The sequence below is a fragment of the Shewanella sp. SM20 genome, from assembly GCF_025654545.1.
In the GTDB taxonomy this organism is placed as follows: Bacteria; Pseudomonadota; Gammaproteobacteria; order Enterobacterales; family Shewanellaceae; genus Shewanella; species Shewanella oncorhynchi.
The window spans coordinates 23,919-48,435 of the sequence record NZ_JAKKRK010000024.1 but is presented as its reverse complement, the minus strand read 5'-3'; the positions used below and the strand labels follow the sequence as shown (position 1 = coordinate 48,435).

25 protein-coding genes are annotated in these 24,517 nt (G+C 44.6%); 9 read left to right on the top strand and 16 right to left on the bottom strand.

Translation table 11 applies throughout. The features are described from left to right. Nucleotides 1-100 precede the first annotated feature (100 nt). Genes minC through minE form a run of 3 tightly spaced genes read left to right on the top strand, consistent with a single transcriptional unit; the run spans nt 101 to nt 1,863 of the window. Nucleotides 101-766, top strand: coding sequence for a septum site-determining protein MinC (gene minC, locus L5M18_RS11690; protein WP_006086392.1), 666 nt, complete (start codon nt 101-103; stop codon nt 764-766). A 27-nt stretch (nt 767-793) separates the two neighbouring features. After that, complete coding sequence (minD, locus tag L5M18_RS11685) at nt 794-1,603, top strand: septum site-determining protein MinD (protein WP_006086391.1); 810 nt, start codon at nt 794-796, stop codon at nt 1,601-1,603. Between the two features lie 2 nt (nt 1,604-1,605). Next, a complete protein-coding gene (gene minE / locus L5M18_RS11680) occupies nt 1,606-1,863 on the top strand; it encodes a cell division topological specificity factor MinE (RefSeq protein ID WP_028760193.1) in 258 nt (85 codons plus the stop codon). A gap of 92 nt (nt 1,864-1,955) precedes the next feature. Here the strand turns inward: minE and rnd are convergent, their stop codons facing one another. The 7 genes from rnd to tsaB all read right to left on the bottom strand — a co-directional run bounded on the left by rnd (nt 1,956) and on the right by tsaB (nt 8,777). Beyond that, nucleotides 1,956-3,065: a ribonuclease D gene (rnd, locus tag L5M18_RS11675; protein ID WP_263197039.1), complete on the bottom strand. Its 1,110-nt coding sequence runs from the start codon at nt 3,063-3,065 to the stop codon at nt 1,956-1,958. Between the two features lie 70 nt (nt 3,066-3,135). Further along, nucleotides 3,136-4,809 carry a long-chain-fatty-acid--CoA ligase FadD gene (gene fadD, locus L5M18_RS11670; protein ID WP_263197038.1) on the bottom strand — a complete coding sequence of 558 codons (1,674 nt, stop codon included), beginning with the start codon at nt 4,807-4,809 and terminating at the stop codon, nt 3,136-3,138. A gap of 204 nt (nt 4,810-5,013) precedes the next feature. Next, nucleotides 5,014-5,877 (bottom strand): alpha/beta fold hydrolase, encoded by an 864-nt coding sequence (locus L5M18_RS11665; protein WP_263138284.1) that lies wholly within the window; start codon nt 5,875-5,877, stop codon nt 5,014-5,016. A 21-nt stretch (nt 5,878-5,898) separates the two neighbouring features. Beyond that, the gene (locus tag L5M18_RS11660; RefSeq protein WP_263197036.1) at nt 5,899-6,711 is read right to left on the bottom strand and encodes a class I SAM-dependent methyltransferase; all 813 of its coding nucleotides are present in this window, start codon (nt 6,709-6,711) and stop codon (nt 5,899-5,901) included. Nucleotides 6,712-6,921: 210 nt separating this feature from the next. Further along, complete coding sequence (locus tag L5M18_RS11655; protein WP_219233714.1) at nt 6,922-7,650, bottom strand: M50 family metallopeptidase; 729 nt, start codon at nt 7,648-7,650, stop codon at nt 6,922-6,924. Beyond that, nucleotides 7,643-7,957: a hypothetical protein gene (locus L5M18_RS11650; RefSeq protein WP_168824022.1), complete on the bottom strand. Its 315-nt coding sequence runs from the start codon at nt 7,955-7,957 to the stop codon at nt 7,643-7,645. The genes L5M18_RS11655 and L5M18_RS11650 overlap by 8 nt, the downstream gene beginning before the upstream one ends. A 106-nt stretch (nt 7,958-8,063) precedes the next feature. After that, nucleotides 8,064-8,777 (bottom strand): tRNA (adenosine(37)-N6)-threonylcarbamoyltransferase complex dimerization subunit type 1 TsaB, encoded by a 714-nt coding sequence (tsaB, locus tag L5M18_RS11645; protein WP_263197035.1) that lies wholly within the window; start codon nt 8,775-8,777, stop codon nt 8,064-8,066. Between the two features lie 351 nt (nt 8,778-9,128). Between tsaB and hemB the strand changes: the two genes are divergently transcribed. Next, nucleotides 9,129-10,112, top strand: a complete 984-nt coding sequence (hemB, locus tag L5M18_RS11640; protein ID WP_028760201.1) for a porphobilinogen synthase — start codon at nt 9,129-9,131, stop codon at nt 10,110-10,112. 156 nt (nt 10,113-10,268) lie between these two features. On the opposite strand, the gene L5M18_RS11635 is transcribed toward hemB, so the two are convergent. Next, the gene (locus L5M18_RS11635) at nt 10,269-11,174 is read right to left on the bottom strand and encodes a bifunctional methionine sulfoxide reductase B/A protein (protein ID WP_263197033.1); all 906 of its coding nucleotides are present in this window, start codon (nt 11,172-11,174) and stop codon (nt 10,269-10,271) included. Nucleotides 11,175-11,533: 359 nt separating this feature from the next. Here L5M18_RS11635 and L5M18_RS11630 point away from each other — a divergent pair, with 359 nt between their 5' ends. Both L5M18_RS11630 and ylqF read left to right on the top strand, forming a co-directional pair. Continuing rightward, nucleotides 11,534-12,373 (top strand): isopenicillin N synthase family dioxygenase, encoded by an 840-nt coding sequence (locus L5M18_RS11630; RefSeq protein WP_011919191.1) that lies wholly within the window; start codon nt 11,534-11,536, stop codon nt 12,371-12,373. Nucleotides 12,374-12,523: 150 nt separating this feature from the next. After that, nucleotides 12,524-13,465, top strand: a complete 942-nt coding sequence (gene ylqF, locus L5M18_RS11625; RefSeq protein WP_011919190.1) for a ribosome biogenesis GTPase YlqF — start codon at nt 12,524-12,526, stop codon at nt 13,463-13,465. Between the two features lie 293 nt (nt 13,466-13,758). On the opposite strand, the gene L5M18_RS11620 is transcribed toward ylqF, so the two are convergent. The 7 genes from L5M18_RS11620 to L5M18_RS11590 all read right to left on the bottom strand — a co-directional run bounded on the left by L5M18_RS11620 (nt 13,759) and on the right by L5M18_RS11590 (nt 21,228). Further along, on the bottom strand, nt 13,759-14,136 hold the full coding sequence (locus L5M18_RS11620; RefSeq protein WP_263197031.1) for an SH3 domain-containing protein: 378 nt from the start codon (nt 14,134-14,136) through the stop codon (nt 13,759-13,761). A 334-nt stretch (nt 14,137-14,470) separates the two neighbouring features. Next, nucleotides 14,471-16,459, bottom strand: coding sequence for a GMC family oxidoreductase (locus L5M18_RS11615; protein WP_263197030.1), 1,989 nt, complete (start codon nt 16,457-16,459; stop codon nt 14,471-14,473). Next, nucleotides 16,456-16,986, bottom strand: coding sequence for a hypothetical protein (locus tag L5M18_RS11610; protein ID WP_263197029.1), 531 nt, complete (start codon nt 16,984-16,986; stop codon nt 16,456-16,458). The genes L5M18_RS11615 and L5M18_RS11610 overlap by 4 nt, the downstream gene beginning before the upstream one ends. 19 nt (nt 16,987-17,005) lie before the next feature. Beyond that, nucleotides 17,006-18,280, bottom strand: a complete 1,275-nt coding sequence (locus tag L5M18_RS11605; RefSeq protein ID WP_263197028.1) for a hypothetical protein — start codon at nt 18,278-18,280, stop codon at nt 17,006-17,008. 1,033 nt (nt 18,281-19,313) lie between these two features. Further along, nucleotides 19,314-19,781, bottom strand: a complete 468-nt coding sequence (locus tag L5M18_RS11600; RefSeq protein WP_028760209.1) for a GNAT family N-acetyltransferase — start codon at nt 19,779-19,781, stop codon at nt 19,314-19,316. 223 nt (nt 19,782-20,004) lie between these two features. Continuing rightward, nucleotides 20,005-20,223 (bottom strand): hypothetical protein, encoded by a 219-nt coding sequence (locus L5M18_RS11595; RefSeq protein ID WP_263197027.1) that lies wholly within the window; start codon nt 20,221-20,223, stop codon nt 20,005-20,007. A 75-nt stretch (nt 20,224-20,298) separates the two neighbouring features. After that, the gene (locus L5M18_RS11590) at nt 20,299-21,228 is read right to left on the bottom strand and encodes a DNA ligase (RefSeq protein ID WP_263197025.1); all 930 of its coding nucleotides are present in this window, start codon (nt 21,226-21,228) and stop codon (nt 20,299-20,301) included. A 280-nt stretch (nt 21,229-21,508) separates the two neighbouring features. On the opposite strand from L5M18_RS11590, the gene L5M18_RS11585 reads away from it, so the two are divergent. Continuing rightward, a complete protein-coding gene (locus tag L5M18_RS11585) occupies nt 21,509-21,880 on the top strand; it encodes a diacylglycerol kinase (RefSeq protein WP_028760259.1) in 372 nt (123 codons plus the stop codon). A 10-nt stretch (nt 21,881-21,890) separates the two neighbouring features. Here L5M18_RS11585 and hdfR read toward each other — a convergent pair whose 3' ends face one another. Beyond that, nucleotides 21,891-22,760, bottom strand: coding sequence for an HTH-type transcriptional regulator HdfR (hdfR, locus tag L5M18_RS11580; protein WP_263197023.1), 870 nt, complete (start codon nt 22,758-22,760; stop codon nt 21,891-21,893). 108 nt (nt 22,761-22,868) lie between these two features. Between hdfR and L5M18_RS11575 the strand changes: the two genes are divergently transcribed. Both L5M18_RS11575 and L5M18_RS11570 read left to right on the top strand, forming a co-directional pair. Beyond that, complete coding sequence (locus tag L5M18_RS11575) at nt 22,869-23,318, top strand: DUF413 domain-containing protein (protein ID WP_028760261.1); 450 nt, start codon at nt 22,869-22,871, stop codon at nt 23,316-23,318. 20 nt (nt 23,319-23,338) lie between these two features. Then, the gene (locus tag L5M18_RS11570) at nt 23,339-24,340 is read left to right on the top strand and encodes a RimK family alpha-L-glutamate ligase (protein WP_263197022.1); all 1,002 of its coding nucleotides are present in this window, start codon (nt 23,339-23,341) and stop codon (nt 24,338-24,340) included. Nucleotides 24,341-24,517: the final 177 nt, after the last annotated feature.

The window sequence follows — 24,517 nt, the reverse complement described above, 5'->3', positions numbered from 1 at the left end:
CAAACTTGCCAGTCAATGGGGCACACTATAACATGGTCGCCTAGTAATTTAATTGTAAAATCAGCGAACCGACTGATGATTTCTGGAGAATAGTGCCGGGATGTCAAAACCTAGCTTAGAGTTAAAAGGCGCTTCTTTTACTCTTTCAGTGCTTCATATTAATAGCAGCGATTTACAAGCTGTCATGACTGAATTAGACCATAAATTGGCACAGGCTCCTCAGTTTTTTCTGGGTGCTCCTTTAGTCGTCAATCTGAGTGCCATTCAGCACGACAGCTTGAATTTAAGTGCGTTAAAGGATCTGCTGATCTCACGTCAATTAGTGATTGTTGGCATAACGGGCGCGACAACCGTACTCAGTAAACAGGCAAAAGACTTAGGCCTTGCCATAGTCAAAGCGGGAAAACAGAGCAGTACCCCGCCACCAGCCCCGCGCCAAACTAAGATAGTGAAGCAAAATATTCGTTCAGGCCAACAAGTCTACGCAAAAAATGGTGATTTAATCATATTTGGTGCGGTAGGCAATGGCGCAGAAGTCATCGCAGATGGTAGCATTCATATCTATGGCGCATTACGAGGGAAAGCCATGGCAGGCGCCGCGGGCGATACTAGCGCCGTTATCATTGCCCACTCTCTGGAGGCCGAACTCGTTTCAATAGCAGGGCAATATTGGCTCGCTGAAAATCTACAACAACATAGCTCAGATAAAAGCGGCTGCATTCGCCTAAACGGTGAGTCGCTTATGGTTGAATCATTGCCCCTCTAAATGGCAGAACAAAGGATAGAGAGAAACATGGCACAAATTATTGTTGTCACTTCAGGTAAAGGCGGCGTAGGTAAAACCACATCGAGTGCTGCAATTGCGACCGGTCTTGCCATGCAAGGACACAAGACAGTCGTTATTGATTTCGATATAGGTTTACGAAACTTAGACTTGATCATGGGTTGCGAGCGTCGTGTTGTTTATGACTTCGTTAATGTGATCAATGGTGAAGCCAATTTAAATCAAGCGCTGATCAAAGATAAACGCTGCGATAAGTTATTCGTTTTACCCGCTTCACAGACCCGTGATAAAGATGCACTGACCAAAGAAGGTGTTGGCCGTGTTTTAGACGATTTGGCCAAAGACTTTGAGTTTATTCTGTGTGACTCTCCCGCAGGGATTGAGCAAGGCGCTATGATGGCATTGTATTTTGCCGATATCGCCATTGTGACCACTAACCCAGAAGTCAGCTCAGTGCGCGACTCAGACCGTATTTTAGGTATGTTGCAAAGCAAATCACGCCGCGCAGAACTGAATCTAGAGCCGATAAAAGAATATTTACTCTTGACTCGTTATTCACCGAGCCGTGTAAAATCGGGCGAAATGTTAAGTGTCGACGATGTTCAAGAAATTCTGGCCATTGAGTTACTCGGCGTTATTCCTGAGTCACAATCTGTACTGAAAGCCTCTAACTCAGGCGTACCAGTGATTATAGACCAAGAAAGTGATGCAGGTTTAGCCTACAGTGATACAGTCGCACGCTTACTGGGTGAAGATGTGCCAGTACGCTTTATTACGGAAGAAAAGAAAGGTTTCTTACAACGGATATTTGGTAGCTAATTATGTCTTTACTCGACTATTTCAAAAGCAAGAAAAAGCCTAGCACTGCGGTAATGGCAAAAGAGCGCCTACAGATCATCGTGGCTCATCAACGTGGACAAAGGGACACTCCCGATTATTTCCCACAGATGAAACAAGAGATCATTGCCGTTATTCGCAAATATGTGCCGATTTCTGATGATCAAGTTTCTGTGCAGTTAGATCAAAACGACGCCAACCTGTCGGTACTCGAGCTTAACGTCACTTTGCCTGACAGATAAGTCGATGACACAAAAAATGTCATCTTCAATTGAAGATGACATTTTGATGTGGATGTTTTTCAGCGATAGCTTCAAGTACGAAATATTAAGCACTAGACCTCAAGCTTTGCTAAAGCCTCAGTTGCTAATTCCCCTCGCCAACCACATAACACTGCCGGTAAATCCCCTTGTTGCTTATCCCAACGCCATTGCAAAAACTCATGGATATGACGTTTAGAACCGAGCATTTCCTGCGGCACATCATGCTTTTCGCATAATTCGACCAAACAGCTTTTAATCGCTTTAAAGGCCGATTTGTAGCCTGATTTTAACGCCAATACATCCACTAACTCGGGTAAATTAACCAAATCCGCAGTTTGTAGCACACGTAATAAATCTTTGCCGTGAATGCGTTTTTCCTGTTCGGTCAAGTCATTGAGCTTAAACAAATCAGCCGAAGTTTTAGGTTGCTTCTTCGCTAATGCAATAAGACCATGATCTTTGATCACAAAACCTAAGGCTAAATCACGGACTAAGGCTTTTTCAAGGCGCCATTTGGCGAGCACTTTAAGGTAAGCCAATTGAATTTCAGTAAGTTGAAAAGCATTTTTCACTTTCAAATAGGCTGTATCAAGATCAGGATCGGCAAGCCTGCCCTGAGTCATCCTTTCCCCTTCCTCGTATAACCAAGCTAAACGCCCTTGGGTGCTGAGTTTTTCTTCAAGTTGAGGATAGAGCTGATACAAATAAAGGACGTCATTAGCGGCGTAGCTTAACTGGGCTTCCGTTAACGGGCGGCGGATCCAATCTGTACGCGACTCACCTTTATCGATCACTTCACCAAGACAAGTTTCAACTAACTTGGCATAACCCACCCCATGACCCATACCACACAAAGAGGCGGCAATTTGGCTATCAAACAAAGGCGTAGGCTGACATTTACCGTAGTGCGCAAAAACTTCTAAGTCTTCACTGCAGGAATGCACTAGCTTAACGATATTCGGGTCCGATAACAGCGCCCAAAACTGGGCTAAATCAGGTAAAGCCACCGGATCAATCAAAGCTAAGGTTTTACCATCATAGGCTTGGATCAAACCTAACTTGGCATAATAAGTACGAGTACGAACAAACTCGGTATCTAACACGAGTATCTTACTCTGTTTATATTGGGCAACGAGGGCATTAAGGCTTACTTCATCACTCACATATTGAAACGCTGACAAATTCTTCTCCAGATCCTGTGGGTCAATCACAGTCCATAAAAACAAAAGCCGGCAAATGCCGGCTTCAATCTTACGCGCGCTTAGCTTCGTCTCTAAGCTCTCGTCGCAAGATTTTACCCACGTTGGTTTTAGGTAACTCGTCCCTAAATTCTACCAGCTTCGGCACTTTATATCCCGTTAAATGAATACGGCAGTGCTTAATGATGTCTTCAGCGGTTAAAGATTTATCTTTTGCCACCACAAATACCTTCACTAACTCGCCACTGGCGTCGTTTGGCACACCAACGGCAGCCACTTCAATCACTTTTGGATGAAGTGCGACCACTTCTTCGACTTCGTTAGGGAATACGTTAAAGCCTGATACTAAGATCATGTCTTTCTTACGGTCGACAATATAGAAGAAACCTTTCTCATCCATATAACCAATATCGCCCGTAGCTAACCAACCGTCAGTGTCGATCACTTTGGCGGTTTCTTCAGGACGTTGCCAATAGCCTTTCATCACCTGAGGACCTTTACCGAACAGTTCACCGGTTTCGCCTTGGGCTAATACCTTGCCGTCATCATTACGGATTTGGATCAGTGTCGAAGGTGCAGGAAAACCAATTGAACCGTTATAACCGTCTAAGTTATATGGACAACAGGTTAATAAGGGTGAGGCTTCCGTCAGACCATAACCTTCAAGTAAACGGGTTTTAGTAATGGTTTGCCATTTATCCGCCACGGCTTTCTGTACCGCCATGCCGCCACCGATAGAGAGTTTTAAGCGTGAGAAATCCAACAGGGAAAAATCATCACTGTTCACTAAAGCGTTAAATAAGGTATTTACCCCAGTTAATGCGGTGAAAGGATACTTTTTCAACTCAGCCACAAATCCTGGGATATCGCGAGGATTGGTGATGAGTAAATTCTGACTACCTTTGTGCAAAAACAGCAGGCAATTCACGGTCAAGGCGAAGATGTGATACAGCGGCAAAGCCGTTACGACAAACTCACTGCCATCGTTTAAAGCGGGAGAATATGCACCATCGGCCTGCAATACGTTTGCGACAATATTACCATGGGTCAACATAGCGCCTTTAGAGACCCCTGTGGTACCACCAGTGTATTGTAAAAATGCTAAGTCATCGTTAGTGACTTCAGGTTTGATGTATTGCATGCGACGACCCGTTGATAAGGTATCGCGCATTGATAAGGCATGGGGTAAATCGTATTTTGGCACTAACTTCTTGATGTACTTCACCACAAAGTTCACTAAGGTACGTTTTGGTGCACTTAATTGATCACCTAAACTGGTGATAATCACGCTTTCAACGGGAGTTTGTTCGACAACTTCTTCTAAAGTGCGGGCGAAGTTTGACACCACCACAATGGCTTTGGCGCCAGAGTCAATCAACTGATGTTTAAGTTCGCGCGGTGTATAAAGTGGGTTAACGTTAACAACCACCATACCTGCACGCAAAACACCAAACAGTGCAATGGGATACTGCAACAGGTTTGGCATCATCAAGGCGACACGGTCGCCCTTTTCAAGCTTTAATTCATTTTGTAAATACGCAGCGAATGCTCGGCTGCGTTCTTCCAATTTACGGTAGGTTAGCGTGGCACCCATGTTGATAAATGCAGGTTGATCTTCATACTTAGCCACCGCTGTCTCGAACATGTCGACAAGCGATGAGTATTGTTCCACATTAATTTCAGCAGGCACATCTTCTGGCAAATGATTAATCCAAGGCTGATCCACTACTCTCTCCTAAATCCCCACAACTGCGGAAACAATATCCATACAAGCGTCAAGACTCGATAAATACCGAGTTAAAATACCGGCTTACATTTTATAGTTATTGATTTACTCGTCATAAATCATACGAGCGTTTTAATTTTGATCATCATCACATAAAAAAAACAAAAAACCTAGCGTCTTTTTTATACCCATATAAGCAACCTATTAAACGAATTTGCGGATCAAACGTGCAACGCCTTCGGCATTGTCCATATGCACATGATGATCGCCCTCAATTATGTGCTCAGACAAATGCTTGAACCACGTTCTGGCCTTAGGTATCGCGCTCTGCAACTGACTAAATCCCTGTTTGCCACAAATTAATAAGGTTTCTACATTGATGTCCTGCATCAAGGCATCAACTTGGGCGAAGGTTAATCGTTGGGGTGAATCTAATCTTAATCGAGGATCACTACGCCAACCTATGCCATCACCTTCGGGCTGCATATTACGATCGAGCAACAAACGACACCAAGGTTCGGCAAGTCCTGTTAAATGTGCCCTCGCCCGCACCGCAGTATCTATACTGTCGTAAATCTTTGCCTGCCCATGTTTCTGAGTTAAATACTTCTCATGCTGATAGAAGCTTTTTTTCAATCGCGCCTTAGCTTGCGTTGGCAACTCAGACAAGGGGCTTAACGCTTCAATCAATACCAGCTTGTTAACCTTTTCGGGAAACGTCGCCGTATAAGCTGAGGCAATAATACCGCCGAGCGAATGCCCAATCATTGCCGCTGGCTTTTGCGGTAATGCCGTTAACAACGCGTCTAAATCATACAAATAATCAATCCAATGCAGTGGATAGTGTCCCGGCCTATGTGCAGAAAAGCCGTGTCCTGGCCAATCAATAGCGAGCACTTGATAATCAAGTAAATGCGCTGCTAAGGGTTCAAAACTGTTGGCGTTATCTAACCAACCATGTAAGGCAAGCAATAAAGGTTTATCCTTCGCCCCCCATAATCGGCCCGCGACCGTAATATGAGGTAATACAAATTCGATTTGATTTTTGGGGGCGAAAGATTGCCACATAATGCCTCTGATGTCAGGTAATTAAGATGATTTTTTGACAAATTTAAGTGTCATACGGTCACTTTCACCGATAGCTTGGTATTTTTCTTTATCGGTATCACCCAAGGCAAAAGAGGGCGGTAGCGTCCAAACACCTTTGGCGTAATCTTTCGTATCTTTGGGGTTCGCATTGATTTCTGCACTTTCAACTAAGGTAAAACCTGCTTTTTTGGCTAAAGCAACCATAGCCGCTTGATCCATATAGCCAGTGCTGAAGTTCATTCCTTCGTTGGCTCTATGCTCTACCACGCCAAAGATACCGCCGTCCTTCAACACTTTATAAGACGCGGCAAACACGTTTTCCAACTGATCTGTTGATGCCCAGTTATGTAAATTTCGGAAGGTTAATACCAGATCAGCACTACCATCAGCGCCTAAATCCATCTTATGTGGAGGATCGAAGGTAACAATCTTAGCATTGCCCATGACGTCTTTATTGGCCGTCATCCACGTAGCATACTTAGTACCCGCGTTCGCGCGATAACGATTTCCGGGAGTATCTGTTGCAGGAGCCGTTTCGAAACTGGCTGCGATATATTGGCCCTCTTTAGCAAGATAAGGCCCTAATATTTCACTGTACCAGCCATTACCCGGCCAGAGTTCAATCACAGTCTGTTTTGGGGTAATGCCAAAAAAAGTTAAGGTTTCAGCGGGATGACGATAAACGTCACGACTGGCATTTTTAGCCTGACGAAAATCGCTTTTTAAGACTTTATCTAAGCTTTCATCGGCATAGGTAACACTCGAACATAAACCAGCAAACAGCAGACTGGCAACTAAGGTGACTTTTTTCATTGTAATTCTCCATGGATACCGAAGGCTTAACCTAGCAGCCAATGGCCAAAAATCCAAGGAATAGAAGTCGGAAAACTAAGCTTTAAGCGACATAAGTGGTTATAGCTCAAAGTGATGAGCAAAATCACCTTTACCTAAATCAACAAAGTTCAAAGCAGAAAAACGATGGGGAAAACACTAGACGACTGAGGCATTAAACAAGCTTGAGAACTAACGACTTGCGGCATTATCTACGCGGCGCCACGCAAAATACAAAGCGCAGGCACTGGTTAATAACCATAATCCCACCCAAATCCACGCGGGGATCCAAGAACGCTCGGCCAACATCACTGCATCACCTTGACCATCAAGCCCGAGCAACACAGTCGGACTCGCAAGTGCATTAAGCATGATCATCAAGCCAATAATACGCAAAAACTGAGTCAACATTTTGTTTTGACTGAGTTTAAGCGGTAACAACAAAATAATAGTCAGCACAGCTAAAATCGCTAACGTGAGAATATCCCTGCCCCAAAGCAAGCCGCTTAGCACGACTAAGGCACCTAGCAAGGCAAAACTCACGCGGATCCCCTTTGGCCAAGTTGCTAATAAATAGATTAAATATCCCCAACAGGCCGCACCAAAATACCCTGCAAAGCCAATAAACATCGGCGAGCCGCCTTGGCTAAAACAAAATCCTGCGCCGTTCGGAAACAACTGAATATGGCTGACCACGCCTGAGCTTAAAATCGTTGCAATACCATGGGACAGTTCATGAAAATAGCTTTCAAGCCATTTAAACGGCACGCTCAAATAGGGAATTCGAGTTATCAATAAAGCTAAAACTAACTCGATAATAAACAAACCACGGCTTGGCACACCACTTGTGGCTAAGCCTGTCAGTTTAGAAGAGGAAAATCGCGAGGTTGAACTGGAAGACGTTTTTTGATGCTCAAGCATACAAGTCCACACCCACCATTTGCTGAATTTCATCGCGTTTGGCGGCATGTTGGGTTTGTAAATATTGGGCAATCGCTCCCTGATGACCACGAGTATCTTGCTCATACTCGAGGTGCGCACCAAGCCTTGACTGTAAATTTCCCGCTGCGTTTTTACTTTTAGGCTGAGTTTCTAAACTAAGGGCTTCGACGGCATCTTGCTCAATCACTGGGCGTGACGATTCAGGCGCAGTCAGCCCCTGAGCGATAGCGGGTCTATTACTCGCTACAGCATTCGTCAAACTCATTTGATTCACATTAACTTGCATCAAGAAGCCTTAAGTTTGCACTATTCATCGTTAAGCCATTCATAGTTAAGAATGCTTAGCATTAATTGACTGAGATTCTATCGCAGATACTCAGGCAAAGAACAGCTTATTCACGACCGGGTAACTTTTTCCATGTGACTGTATCACGTAAATACACAGGTTCAAGCTCATCGACCGAGGTTGTTAGCCCTGCTTTGATACCTGTCTCAGCCAATATCAGCATAGCCCTTGCATCGGGATATTTCACGGCGTCAAGAGCTAAAATCCCTTTGCCGAGTGCCAGTAAATCCGGATAAGCATCAAAACCGGTGCCGCAAGCCACAATGGGCGCTTCAGTATCAAGCAGAAGTAGTACGTCCGCAGGCGCACTGACCACTTCTTTACCGACAAGTGTTGCAATACCATCAACGGCCACAAACTGGCCCCAATACACTTCGCCCATGCGCGCATCAATGGTGCACAAAACTTGCTCGGCTTGATGTTCGCTAATCGCCATTTGTGCCATTGCCGCTAAGGTTGAAATACCAATCACAGGCAAATCTAACCCCAGTGCCAGACCTTGCGTCATGCTAGTGCAAATACGGATCCCCGTAAAACTGCCAGGGCCTCGTCCGTAAGCAATCGCAGTCACTTTATCTAAGCGAATGCCCGCTTGCTTGAGCACTGAATCGACCATAGGCAACAGACGCTGACTGTGTTCACGCGGTGCATCGGCAAGTTCAGCATAAATCTGACCTTGATATTGCAGCGCAGCTGAGCAGGATTCGGTACAAGTGTCTAAGGCAAGAATACAAGCAGAGTGTTCATGTGTTATTGTCATTTCAAAACCGGATTAGCGGGCAAGATTTCGCATCAAATTTACATAATCTGTATTGCGCGAATATGCCATGAGAAAACTGGCGCAAATAATAACATCAAATGCCCGAAAACAAAGGGCTAAGCAAGCAACTCAGCTAAAATAGCGCCCGCATGATATTCAGTCGCAAATCTGGACGAGATGGATTTATGTGATCTAAGTCAATGATCAATAAACTCATTAATGAATATAGCTCGCTTGGGGAAACTTTTTCAACTTTGATTGTCAGAGCAGAAAAGTAAGGGGCGAATTTATCCCTTGCCATTCCCTTAGTATTGTACGATTGCTTTAACCCGCCTTCGATAAGGACATTTCATGTTAAACACGCCTCCATTGCGTCGCTTAAGACGCTTACGTAATTCAGAAGCAATGCGCGATCTGCTGCGCGAAACCCATATTTCGCTGAGCGATCTTATCCATCCCCTGTTCATTGAAGAGCACATCACCCATGCCGTGCCTATCTCCACGCTACCTGGCATCAGCCGTTTACCTGAGAGCGCACTGGCGGATGAAGTTCGCGAGCTTTACGCCCTAGGGATCCGCTATGTGATGCCCTTTGGGATTTCGCACACTAAAGATGATAAAGGCAGCGATACATGGGACGACAATGGTTTACTCGCCCGTATGGTGCGCACCATTAAAGCTACCGTGCCTGAGATGATGGTGATCCCCGACATTTGTTTTTGTGAATACACAGATCACGGCCATTGCGGCGTGGTGCACAATAATGAAGTCTGCAACGATCTCACCGTCGAAAATTTAGTTAAGCAATCGATAACAGCCGCCAAAGCGGGCGCTGATATGTTAGCACCATCGGCCATGATGGACGGTCAAGTGAAAGCCATTCGCCAAGGGCTCGATGCCGCAGGTTTTGAACATGTGGCGATTCTGGCCCACTCGGCAAAATTCGCCTCTTCCTTCTACGGTCCTTTTAGAGCCGCGGTCGATTGTGAACTCAGTGGAAATCGCAAGGGATATCAACTGGATTATGCTAATGGTCGTCAAGCCCTGTTAGAAGCCTCATTAGATGAAGCCGAAGGCGCCGATATCCTGATGGTTAAACCCGGCACACCCTACTTAGATGTGCTCAGCCGTTTAAGACAAGAAACCCACTTACCACTCGCCGCCTATCAAGTCGGCGGTGAATATGCGGGCATTAAATTTGCCGCCCTTGCGGGCGCGTTGGATGAGCGTGCGGTGGTGACTGAAACGTTTATCGGCTTAAAGCGGGCGGGTGCAGATTTGATTGTCAGCTATTACACCAAACAATACGCCCAATGGTTAACTGAAAGCCGATAGTTGCGTCGGTAGCGAATCAAAAGTTACGCTAATCGTTAAACCGATAGCTAAGCAGCTTGTTAAGAGAACAACTAGGTTTTGCACTTTAGAAACCCCATAAAAAAACGCCACCTTTATCGGTGGCGTCTTTGTATTTAACACCCTGTGCTAAATCGCTTAAGCCTTCTGCAATCTTGCAAACAAGGCTTTCACTTTTTCCACTTTAGGACGCACGACCATCTGACAATAGGGCTGCTCACCGTGTAAAGCGAAGTAGTCGTTGTGATAATTTTCAGCGGGATAAAAAGTATCAAACGCTGAAACTTGGGTCACTATCGGCGCATCAAAAACCTTGGCTGCTGCTAACTGAGCAAGCATAGCGGTAGTTTGCTCTATCTGCTCAGCATTATGGGTAAACACCACGGAACGATATTGTGGCCCCTTATCATTACCTTGGCGATTAAGCGTGGTCGGATCATGGCTCTCAAAAAAAACCTGTAATAGCGTCGTAAAATCAATTTCCTCTGGGTTGAACTCGATATGCACAACCTCTGCATGGCCGGTTTGGCCCGAGCAAACAGATTTATAATCGGCATCATGGGCATCACCGCCAGCATAGCCAGAAGTGACATTCACCACGCCCTTTAGGCTTTTAAAAATCGCTTCGACGCACCAAAAACACCCAGCACCAAAAGTCGCAAAGTGATTCGGTACTGGTTCAACAGCATCATCCATCCCTTTGAAAACCATAGAAACTGAGTTAACACAGTGACGGATATTGTTAGGTGTTAACATTTCACCTTCAAAGACATGCCCCAAGTGACCGCCGCACTGGCTACAAACAATTTCAGTTCTGCGGCCATCGGCGTCAACATGGCGGGTTACAGCGCCGGCAATTTCATCATCGAAGGCAGGCCAGCCACAATGGGCATTAAATTTATGCTCAGAGCGATACAAGGGGGCATGGCATTTTTTGCATAAATACAAACCCTTAGCATCGTGCTCATAATACTCACCACTAAAGGGGCGTTCAGTGCCTTTCTCTTCGATAACATAGCGTTCAAAATCGGTCAGTTTATTCATATTAATGCCCTTTCGACTCACGTCGTCGTGTATTTCGATACTCTTCGATTAAGAAGCTGATTTATAAGGAAGCCAACATAAGACCCACTCCAAGCAAGATTTCTTGCACTCGGCTTCAAAATGCGGCTGACATCAATCCAATCACAACAAATCTAATGCCCATACTAACGGATTTGGTGACTAAAATCTTACCACTCAAGTAAGTACTAATATAAGTGCTTATATAAGCGACTGCATAAATGACGGAAAATACGGCAGTTGATCCAGATCACAGTCGCTGAGTATTTGCACCCACATCAGCGCACGGCTACACTTGCAGCGGGTCAAATTACAACTAAATATAACAAGTAGAAACCAAAATGAAATTAGAAACCATTGATTACCGCGCTGAAAACAGTGCCCAGCAATTCGTTGAATCACTTCGGGAAACTGGCTTTGGTGTTTTATCTAATCATCCGATTGATAAGCGCTTAGTTGAAGACATCTACACCGAGTGGCAAGCCTTTTTTAACTCAGAAGCTAAAAACGATTATATGTTTAAAAAAGAAACCCACGACGGTTTCTTCCCTGCGTCGATTTCTGAAACTGCCAAAGGCAACACAGTCAAAGACATTAAAGAGTACTACCACGTGTACCCTTGGGGCCGTATCCCCGATTCACTACGTACCAATATTCTCGCCTATTACGATAAAGCCAACGCACTGGCTGCAGAACTATTAGAGTGGATCGAAACCTACTCACCAGAAGACATAAAAGCCAAGTTTTCGATGCCATTGCCAGAAATGATCGCCAATAGCCAAAAAACCTTACTGCGTATTCTGCATTACCCGCCGATGACGGGCAGTGAAGAAATGGGCGCCATTCGTGCCGCCGCCCACGAAGATATCAACCTTATCACAGTGTTACCTGCGGCCAATGAGCCTGGATTACAAGTGAAAGCCAAAGATGGCACTTGGTTAGATGTTCCCAGCGATTTTGGCAACATTATTATCAATATCGGTGACATGTTACAGGAAGCCTCTGGCGGCTATTTCCCATCGACCTCTCACCGCGTCATCAATCCTGAAGGTACGGATAAAACCAAGTCACGGATCTCTTTGCCGTTATTTTTACATCCAAACCCTGCAGTCGTGCTATCGGATCGCTATACCGCTGACAGTTATCTGATGGAAAGATTGCGCGAACTAGGAGTAATCTAAGCCTTAATTCAGCCTATTAATCCAAGTAACAATCGCAAGAGACAGTCAAGGATTAAGCGATTAAAGCGCCTTAGGGCGCTTTTTTTATGACATTCGCCACCTTCAAGGTAGAATAGCCGTTCTTTAAGTTATTTAGGACAAGGCGTTATCATGGCAATTCAGTGGTATCCGGGGCATATGCACAAGGCACGCAAGGAGATTGAAGAGGCAATGCCTCAGGTCGATCTTGTTATCGAAGTGCTGGACGCGCGTATTCCCTACAGTAGCGAAAACCCCATGGTGGCTCAGCTTCGAGGCGACAAACCTTGTATCAAACTGCTCAATAAATCTGATCTGGCCGATCCAGAGATCACCGCACAATGGATTGAATACTTAGAGCGTGAGCAAGGCGTCAAAGCCACGGCGATCACGACACTGCAAGCGGCAATGGTGAAAAAAATCCCTGATCTCTGCCGTAAACTAGTGCCAAGTCGCGATAAAACCGAAAAAGACATTCGCACTATGATCATGGGAATACCCAACGTTGGGAAATCTACCATCATCAATACCTTAGCTGGCCGTGTTATCGCCAAAACCGGTAACGAACCTGCGGTAACCAAAACCCAGCAACGGATCAATTTACGTAACGGTATCGTGCTGTCGGATACCCCAGGTATTTTATGGCCCAAAGTGGATAACGAAGCGAGCAGCTATCGCCTTGCCGTCACTGGTGCCATTAAAGATACGGCGATGGAATATGAAGATGTGGCCCTGTTCGCCGCCAAGTATTTCTTAACCGCTTATCCAAAAGAGATTTGTGAGCGCTATAACTTAAGTGAATTACCAAAGGATGATGTTGCACTTCTCGAGGAAATCGGCCGTAAACGTGGTGCGCTGCGTCCCGGTGGTCGCATCGATATGCACAAGGCATCAGAGTTATTACTGCATGAATATCGCTCGGGGAAAATAGGCTTACTCTCGCTAGAAACGCCTGCGATGGCAGAGCTTGAAAAGATTGAAGTCGCCCGTATCATGGCCGAAAAAGAAGCAGAGAAAGAAGCCAAACTGGCAGCAGAGAGACTTAAACGTTCAGGCAAACGTCATAACGACTAGTCAGCCCGCCACTCTGCATTTGGAATATAAGGCGCATAGTTTGTTAAAGACAAGATGCTGATGACTTTTATATTCCAGCTTATAGTGCTCATTAATCAAGTTTAAAGTTAAAGCCAGTATATTGAATATACTGGCTTTTTTATTAACAGAAACGGAAAGCTTGTGCTAAAAAACACTTTTACGCCAATGACTTCTGCGTGCCAGATATAAGCTCTCAATATCAGCCAGTCATCATCCTCTTGGCACAATACACCAAGGAGCCATCTTGGATTTGACTGCACAGTAAAGGTGCTTTAGTCGCGGGATAGATCTACCACTTCTTTCAAGTTTTCTAATGGTACCCACCCTGATTCTTCACTGACAGCTTTTATACACCATACCCAGCCATTCAACATTCGTGTGCCAATGAGTTGTTCACCTTCATACACATTAAGTTCTCTTGCCGTATAGTCCTCAAGCGCCAGCCCGTTGGCATTTTTTAGGCGCTGAATCACTTGACCAGGAACCCAACCAGCATCTTGCCCCAACGTAGTGCAAAGGAACCAGAGATCCCAGCCTTCAGGACCTGCATATTTTTCTCCAACGACAAGAGGATCACCTTTTTTGAACGTAATGGGGTTAGGAAACTCACTTTCATGTGGATTGACAACGATATATTTCTTAGTAGTCATGTATTCAGCTAACCTTTTGATAAATATTCGTAAAAATTAACTTTGTTCGCTTATTAAAGCACGCCCAATTAACGCTCGGTTTGAGTGAGACTTATCAGTTTTCTATCAGACATACTATCCGACAACACACGCATGCACAGTTTTCAAACTAATTATCAGCATAAAAAAACTGTAATATTTTGATTTTAAATACGATGACAATAAACTGCATTGTGAGTAGGAAAATGCCAGTTAGCGTAATATGAAGGTATATTCAGTTAGCCAAAAACCGCGCCAATTTGCACGCGGTTTTCAATGGGAATTAACAGCAAGCTAATGAATAATTACAACTTTTTTAACTTATTTTAAGGTCTTCCAAAACATGATCTGCAGCCTGGAATGCCAACGCTGCCAAAGTGAGGGTTGGATTACCCGTTGCAACCGTTGGAAACACTCCGCTACCGACTAAAAACAGATTGCTATGATCCCAAGATTGCTGACGAGGATTCACCACCGACGTATCTCTGCAGTCCCCCATTCGATACGTCCCCACAATGTGTCCAGCACCGTAAAACGTAAAATTATGGCCCTGATATTCAAAATTATTCGACGTTACTTGACTCTTATCACCATAAAATACCGGCGCAGGCGGAGCCTTGGTATATTCCCGCGCATCAAGGGCGTCAAAGAGTTTGGTCGAAATATCTTTAGCCGACACGAACGCATTGCGCACATAATCCTCCCGTACACGATAGGTTAATTTGGGGCGCGGCAAACCTAAGTTATCTTTCAGCGTCTCCGACAACTCGACACGGTTTTCCGGATCAGGTAATTGTTCAATTAAATAGCCCATACGAATTTGCCGTGTGTAAATACCATTCAAGGTATTCACCAGTGAGGCACCAAATAAGGCGCTATTCGCAGACATGGCGGGATCAAACCGTAATGGAATCCCCTGCTGATTGACAGAATCCCCATTTAATTGCGAATTATTTTGCCCAAATACAAAATCAGCTAAGGTCGTGAATGGATCATTTGCTGCCCACTGCCAACCTTCATTGCCGATTTCAATACGATAGGCGGCACGGTCTTTACGAAAGGCGCCATCACGTAAACTTTCGATACCCGCAGTAGATAAAGGCCCCCGAAAACCATAGACAGGATCTTTCGCCAGACCCCAGGCCAAATACATAATGTGATCCATCAAATTACGCCCCACTTGATCGCTATGGTTGGCGACGCCGTTCGGACAGGCTTTATTACGCTTAGACATGAGCAATAATTTAGGCGTCTCAATCGCGTGAGCTGCAATCACATATTTTTTACCCGTAACTGTACCGCCGCCCGTCGCTATCCCCCCGTGAGTTTGATAGGTCACATAATCAATACCAACAACATCCTTTGTGTTTTCATCCACTTGAACATTTGTCGCGACGTGACGATAAAACACATCAACATTACCGGTTTGCAATGCTCGCCAGAGCGTCACAGTAGCATCGTATTTGGCTTGGATAGGGCAAATAGGAATACAATTTGTATTCCCCGCACATTGACGGCGTTCACCCGGTAATGAATTGCGCCCCTGAGGGGTTGGCGTGACTGACAATTGAATATTGTCATAGACCATGTCGCTCACCGCTTGTTCATATCGTTGATCGACTAAAGATGAAACAATGCCAGGCATTGGGTAATCGTAATTCGGCCCATAAACACCATCCGGTGAAACATTAAATCCGCGATAAAGCTGATCCATCGCCTCTTTGTCACCGGCGACGCCAATCTCATTGGTCGCCTGTTCATAGTAAGGAACCAACGCCTGATAAAATTGTTTTCCACCGGGCCAATCCACCCCCTGCTTATACTGGGTTTGCAACTCAAAATCATTAGGCAATAAATGCAAACTGGTTCCTAGCCAATGCCAAGTTGTGCCGCCGCCAATACGCTCATAGGAACTAGCAAAAGCAAACTTTGCTTCAGGGCTGTCAGGTTTCAAATGTTCAGGCTGCGGCGTGTAATCGAAATAACATTGCTTTGGATTACGCCATGCGCCAATTTGCAACACGGTATAACGCGGCACATTCTCCTTCGCCGGATCAGGCAGCCCAAGTGGATTATCCGCCGTCGATGCCGCTGGATTTTGCGTGGTTGGAGGATAAGGTGACTCAGGTGTTTTGGCATTGGCTTTAAAAAAGGTTTCCATGTAACCACTGCGGTCAACAGGCACTTCCTGCCCTGCTTCGAGGATTAATACTTTTTTCCCTGCCATCCCCAGTTGATAAGCCATGATAGAGCCCGCAATACCAGAGCCCACAATAATGACATCGTAATTGGTTTGCGCGCTCATACTGCACCTCCTTGATGACCCGTATATGCCGACAGTGCAGCGGGTGCTTTTGCCCAATAGCCATAGCGATAATTTGAATCCCCCATCGGATGCGCCTGCATAACTTGCCAGACTAGACCCGTGGTATAACTTTTTGCCGAAATCATATCGCTAACCGTGGTTTCCGGCTCTGTATCCGTCGCGGGAATAATGGTTGGCCATGCACCTGAGTACCACATAAAAATCAATTTACGACAGGCCAACACAAAATTAGCCCCGTTGTCTGGCGCCAGCATTTGCGTGCCAATTTGTTGATCTGATAATTGCTGCGCTTTTAACGCCGCAAATTTTTGCAGAATAGTTGTAACTAAAGTTAGGTCCTTCGATTCTTCGGTTATTTTTTGCGTAAACACGGCTAAGTATTCGGATTTAATATCCACGGGATCCAATGTCGGGGCAATAATACTGGTAGCAAAGCCGGTTAATACCGCGCTCAAACCAATAAAATTATTCATAGTATCGGCAGTCGCGCCTGTAATATCAGTCATGATGAGTTCCTTTCGTAAATTATTGCGCGCGTTGCAGCAAGTAAGTGAAATCAGCAAAATTACCGTTAGTGGTTGCCGCATTATTGTGACAAGCCATACAGCTGCTTGATGTTTGCTTTACCGAACCTTGGATATAAGTTTCGAGCGTGGTGTTCGCTAAAAATGAGGGAGCAGGCACGCCCGTTGGATCGGTGGGATTTTTAGCATCGGTAGGCCATTGCGTACTGACCAATTCGTAATTCATCCATACCGATCCCGGCACTACAGCGTCGAGTGCAGCGTGATAACTGGCATTTAAGGCTTTAGCGTCGGCAGTGATAGGAATGACGCGTTCCACTTGAGTTGGTTTAGTGTGCGGGTTTGCCGGATCCCACGGGCGTGCTGGTGGTTCATTCACTTTGCAGTCAGTACATTTAGGATCGTAAAAATTATATGCCGACAATGATGCTGACTCACCTTGGGTTGGCGCGTTAGCGACATGCTCAAAGGTAGACCAAATCCATTGTGGTTCACCCGTGGTTTTGTGAGCAATGTGAAACCCTACTAACCCGACTTGCTCAAGCGCACAAGCTGGCTTAACCCCGTGTTGCTCTTCGGGATTGTTATAAACTAGCGCGTAAGTTGTATAGTAATTCGTCGCATCAAACTTGCCGCCCATTTTTATCCATGAGGCCTTAAGCATGATAGAACCTACCTGCCCAGTTTTACTGTCGCTCGCGGTAAAGTCGACATCGGCATTAAACTGTTTCTGTCCTTTTTTACTGTAAAGGTTATTGTCCAAAATAAAATTGAACATGGTTTCATTGGTTAATATTTCATAACGGGTATAAAGCCCGTTTTGATCAATCAATGGACCCGTTGTAAAAGGCTCACCACTTTCATCCAACACATTCGGGGTCTTCCCTACTTGCGTTAAATAAATAGTCCCTTCAGGAATGGACTTTGGATCAATACTTTTGCAAACATCCGGCACATTATTGGACAGATCCCACCCAGGTGGTTTTACGCCATCGGATAAAAAAATCTCCCGGCTTTCCTTCCAATGCAGCCACACGACTGGCTGGTTAGTTTTTTGCCCAATGGTAGACATAGTATTGGGTGTGCCATCGGCATTTGCTGGCCAGTTAAGTGCAATAAACGATTGCCAAGAAAAATCATCAAAATCATGTTGCAGGCTTTCGAGTGAGAACGGGGGTTTTGCTGTGATTTCCAGCGGCATAACAGGGCTTAACGTGGGTAGCGTTATAGCTGCTTTTGTCTCTACTGGTGCTTCTGCATGTACAGCAGCACTCATACACAAAAAAAAACGCACTATAGCGAAAAGATTTGATAGACATGAAATTAACTCTCCTTGTTATTGGGACTTATTCAATGCTTAAAACGTTACAACTCCACTTTCTTTAACGACTTAAAATCAGGGCTTTCACAACACCCGCCACTGCAGGCGTGATGGCACGATACAAATAGCGTACAAGACTTGACCTCAACCAAATCCAAATAAATGGGTTTCGATATTAAAATTGAAGTTTGCTGTTTTGATCGCAGTCTCTGGCTTACTGAGCCAGTCTGAACAGATTGATTGATACGGATAAATATTAACGTCTTTCATTGAAATTCCTTTTCATGATTGCGTTTTATCACGATACCTTGAGTCTAGATTATTCATTGATGATCACCTCAAATGAAACCTAGTTATCTCAGTGGAAGGGTTAAACACTCCTGTGTTCCCGTAGTGAAAATAATTCTATTCTGCAGAAAGAAAAGTAACCTTCTGAAAATATTCTATGTTAAAAGATTGTTTACGTTTCACTTATTGTCAAGCGTGAGGCAGGAGGTTTATTTTATTTGCAAAAAAGCTCGCCGCACGACACGACGATAACAGCGGTAAAAAGCATAATGTGATATCAAGAGTTCAACATTGATCTGAAGTCTGCGAGGACCAAGCGTGGACAGGAACTAACTAAGCGATCGTAAAATCGGTCGCAACTACGCGCGGCCTATTCTTATTTGGTAGCCATTGATTCAACAATAACTGTCAAAGTTTGGAAGATTTCGACTCATTTTCATCATTAGATTCTGTAAAGAGTCACTCAGCATCTGATTATATGGCCTTGCTAATGACTTTATAAACACTTTGACTGAAACAGAACACAACTTGTTCTTACTGTTGAAACAGGAAATCTATTTTCTTGTACTGACGAAAACTCTAAGATTAAAAATGATGCCATTTGGGGATGCTTTGACCTACTTAGGTAGCCCTGTGAAATATGATCATATCGTTCCACTTGCTTCCCACAATTGAGCCGCAGTGTACCTTCACAAACTTGTTATTCACCGATGTTTGTGCCCATAACCAATACATTTATACCTTTATAATTCACTTGTTCTATAGGCTTAAACCCATGATGTAAGTACAAACCTCCAGTTAAATCTTCTGTTTGAAGATATAATTTTTTCACACCTATTTTATGTGCTAGCGATATTATCTCTTTCACAAGTTTTGAGGCGACACCCTGTCCCCTAGCCTGCTGAGTGACGTAAACACCACCAAGCCAAAATTCAAATTCTGGGTATATGTCCATTTCTCGAATTTTTAGCTCTGCTGAACCAGCAAGAACACCATTTACTTTTCCAATGATCAGAATAGGCGCGGTATCTCGATTTATTGATGCAGAGACTTTTTCAACGACCTCCTCCTTGGTATAGCTACCATTGTCTTGGCACCATTCGTTGAAATACCAACTAGCTACCGTGTCTATCGCAGAGGGATTATCGGCAAGTAATGAAATTTCCATATATGTCCTTAGATGTACAACGATTTGATTTTCTTTATGAACAACATCTTACCAACTTAACCTTGTAAGGCAAGCAGCCCACAACCATTGATGTTTGTAGTCAAACTATACTGCGATTTCCACTGACTTTGGTTGATGTCCCGATAATCTCACTTAAAATACTATGTTGCTAATTTAATCCCCCCTCCATTGATGGAGCACAGTCAAACTCGCCCGTAACGGGTTACCGTTTTTCAACTTTCACATCCTCAATTAATCTTGGCAGTGGCTTCACATTGTCAAACCGCCACAGGTGAAACATCAGTTTGTTATCCTTATCCCTTACAAAATCGCGATTGTCATCAGCACTACAGCCTACATCAAAGTTATGCAATCCAGATGCTTGAACAAGAGTTCGATTAGCGCTCGGTGCAAACACGACTCGGCCATCGCTGTTGTCCACAGTATTAGCACACCTCGCGGCAGGCTTAATAAACAGCAAGCAAAGTTATATCTATGAATAACGTTATGATGATGTTTACTTTGCGGTGGGTTTATTACTTGGCTCGACATCACTGCGTGCCCGCAGGAAACTGGCAAATCTGGGTAAGCCATTGACAGTAAGACCAAGATATTTATAGGTAATGATAGTGCCCACTGCGGGGGGATGTTGGCGCTCAGAGAGACTAAAACCTGTGCCAATACTAAAAATTCGGCCGTCTGGGGTTTGCACTTTTAATGCGCCCATCTGCCCTGCAAATTGACCTTTACCAGGGATATAAGCGATAACAGTAGCTTCAGCATCATAATAAGGTTTTAGCTTCATCAAATGAGGATTGCGGCCACTGATATAAGTCGCAGAACTGCGATGCAGCATCAAGCCTTCGGCGCCTTTTGCAACTAAGGCATCGAGTTTTTGATACAGGGCTTCAAGGCTTTCTACTTGGAACTGCACTATGACTTCAAGATAATTCGATTTGCCACTCAGTTCAGTCAGCGCAAATTGATAGCGATGCTGAAAGTCGCCACTCGCCTTAGGGACATCGAACACCATAAATCGCACTTTGCGCCAATCATCATCCTTCGCTGAGGCTTGTCGAACTAAACTCGACATCGCTTCAAACTGGCCCCGCCCAAGCCATAATTCACCATCGAGAGGATAATTCGGAAAATTTACAGTAAACCAAATAGGTGTAGCGATGGCATTTCCCTGCCGAGTGAATAATTCCTTGCCATTCCAGTAACCTCGAACCCCGTCGAGTTTCTCACTAATCAAAAAATTTTGAATATTAATATCTTGCGAAGTTCGAGTCGCATCAAACTCGGTAGCAAGTTGTATCGCAGGTGGTGAGGTTTGTGCGTTAACCGAAAGAGCTAAACCGCAAAGTATGAGCAAGCTGAGCTTAAAAGCACTAAAACGGATGAAATGATTAAATGTTAAATTTCGTAACGGGTTTGTATGAGTCATTCCCTTGCCCACGCTGCAATATATCCTTCATCAAGCTTAGGCCGCACGGCTAAAGTTGCACTAAAATAACCGCAAAAGTCACTAACTCCCTAAGTTAACAACGAATGTTGATGATCAAATTTGCTCAGTTAATTGTTTATGCACTTTTCATCTCAGGCTATACTGCGGCCAAATTTATGACTCAGTCAAATGTTAACAAAGACAACAGTAGGGTTTATTCCCCCCTGTTTTGAATGAGCAGAACCTCAGCGCTTTGTCGCTAACGTCAATTGGAAACACTATGAAACCAGCCAATAATCACGGTATTAAGCGCATATTCAGAGCGACGGGATTTTCGATGAAGGGCCTAAAGGCCGCTTGGATCCACGAAGCCGCCTTCAGACAGGAATTAATCTTGACGATAGTCATGTTACCCGTAGCCTTATGGGTTGATATCAGCACTATTGAACGCCTTATGCTGATTTTCACGTTGTTTATCGTGTTGATTGTTGAGCTATTAAACTCGGCAATTGAAGCTGTGGTTGACCGTGTCGGCAGTGAAATACACCCGTTAAGTGGCCAAGCCAAGGACATTGCCTCGGCTGCCGTCTTTATGAGTCTTGCGCTTTGTGGATTAACTTGGCTGGTTGTATTAACACCGCTAGTGCTTTAATTCTTAGTCTCTAAACCGTCGCATGAGCAACCATTGAGCCATCGTCCCTTAAAAAGTCGATGGCTTGTTTGATCTGGGCTAAGCGGTCATTCTCAGCCCAATACGCAAGATACACATTTCGTGAAATGGCATTCGCGCCGCTGACGAGATGCAATTCGCCGCCGCGCAATGCATGTTGCACTAGATGCTCAGGTAAAAATGCGCAGCCGCCATTATTCAAGATGAAATCTAACGCAATACGTGCTGAACTCGTGTGCAGCGTTGGCACAGGCAGTGAGGCATATTCCTGCGCGTGAACAATATTGAACGCCGTCCCCCAATCGACTTTTACATATTGCCCCGGCACAACCGCTTTTACCGTTTGACCTTTTAAGCTCGACACCAACAACAAATTAATTTGCCCCAGTTGTACTATCTCAAATTGATCAAGCTTTGGCGGATCGAATGAAATCGCAATATCGAGGGTACGGTCCATTAGCTGACGCGTCATTGCATTCGCAGGTAGTACTTCCGTGCGCAACGCCACGCCGGGTAAACCGACATGCAGTCCCTGTAAATAACCTTGCAAGTAAGCGTCCCAAATATTCGGCCCTGCACCGATGGCAAGCTGCGTTGTCTGTAACTGGCTGAGGGAAACATCTTGCTTAGCCCGCTCCCATGCTGTTAACACCGCCTCGGCATGGCCAAGCATACGTTCGCCTGCTGGCGTGGGCTGAATATTATTACGTTGCCGTTCAAATAAGGCGACACCCAAAATGCTCTCAAGCTGTTTCACCCTAAAGCTCACAGCGCTTCGGGTGAGATAAAGATTCTCAGCCGCTTTACCAAAATGGCGAGTACGGGAGACTTCGAGAAAGGTTTTTAGTAAATCGGTATCCATAAAAATTCTTGACCAACATAGGCAAATTTTTTTGATTTATAAATCAATAATACTAGCCAATACTCCAGTTGCAAATCTTTGTATATCAAAAACTAGAGGGTATCTGCCATGTCTGAACAGTCTTTTTTTAACGCTAACAAGGGTTCTGAGACGTTTAACGGCTCAGTTGCTGCCAGTTTTGTCTCTCAAAAACGTTTCTACGATGATGCTAATTTCCCCAAAGGCTTTAAGCGAAGCGGTGATTTTACCAATAAAGAAGCTGAACTCCTTGAATTGCATGGTCATGCGATGAAGAATTTAGCGGAAGGAAAAACGCTGCCTTGCACCTCTGATGAAGCCCAATTTGTGGAAGTCGCCAAAGGAAATATCGCCCCCAGTAGCTTGTTAGAGCAGATCTGGGTAAAGTATCGCAGGCTCGCCATGGGGAAACCCTTTTATGCCGTGGTTGGTACAGTGCATTTGCCTGCAACCAAGCCCGAGATAGAAATAGAGGCTGAGGCTGTATTTGATATTGAAGATGATGTTCAGGATGAACCTGAACCCGAGGATAAAGAATGAAGATTAAGGTTTGCTACTAAATGCGTGGTTGGATTTTATATAAAGAAACCGCGACTCAGCTAAAACCTGAATGGTATGAAATTGAGCGTCTACTGGCGGCAGCAAAAGCCGATAACATAGAGTTGGAAGTTTACGCACCTGATGAATTTGATCTGACTGTCACCAGAGAAGATAACAAGAGTATTTTATTGAATGGGCAAGCCGTCGAGCTGCCCGATTTTATCATTCCGCGAATGGGCTCAGGCACAACCTACTTTGCTTTAGCCATTATTCGTCACTTAGAAAGATTAGGGGTATATTGCCTCAATCCATCTAAAGCCATTGAAATCGTTAAAGACAAGTTATTCTCCCAACAATTGTTGGCCGAGAAGAATCTGCCTACGCCTAAAACCATGTTGGTTAAATTCCCCGTCGATATCGCCCTCGTAGAACGCCATCTCGGTTTTCCTGTGGTGATAAAAACACTTTCAGGCTCACAGGGCAGTGGTGTGTTTTTATCCCATAAGGCGCGTGAATTTGACGATTTAATGCAGTTGATTGAAGCGACCAATAAAAACGCTAACATCATTCTGCAAGAGTTTATCGCTAACAGTCATGGGCGCGATCTACGCGTATTCACTATTGGTGGTCGTGTGGCGGGTTGCTATGAAAGACGTGGTCAAGAAGACAGCTTCAAAGCCAATGTCAGTGCCGGTGGTTCAGCGCGTCCATTTCAGATCACTCCTGAAATTGAATGGCTTGCCACCCAAACAGCCAATATCCTCGATCTTGATGTTGCAGGTATCGATTTATTGTTTGATAACGGCCATTACAAAATTTGTGAGGCTAACTCATCTCCAGGGTTTGAGGGCTTAGAGTCCTGTTTGAATGTGGATATTGCCGCGCAAATTTTGCATTTTATTCGCATCCGTTTAGGCATGTTTAATAAAGATGAACCAAGTAGCCCAAAAATCGTGACTGATAGCGTAGAGGCTGAGACTTCTACCCCGTCACCTCTATCGTCCTCTATCGAGGCGAAATAGAAGTACTAGGACATATCAATATCTAGCGGGATCGTACCGCTAGATATTCTCAATATCGATGATTCTCCACCATGTTTGTGTCTATATCCATTTGTATCTCGCCCCATCAACAACGCAACAATCCTAAAGCCGTTCAGGAAGGAAACACTTACCCTTAGTCTTTCAATCCACAATTGA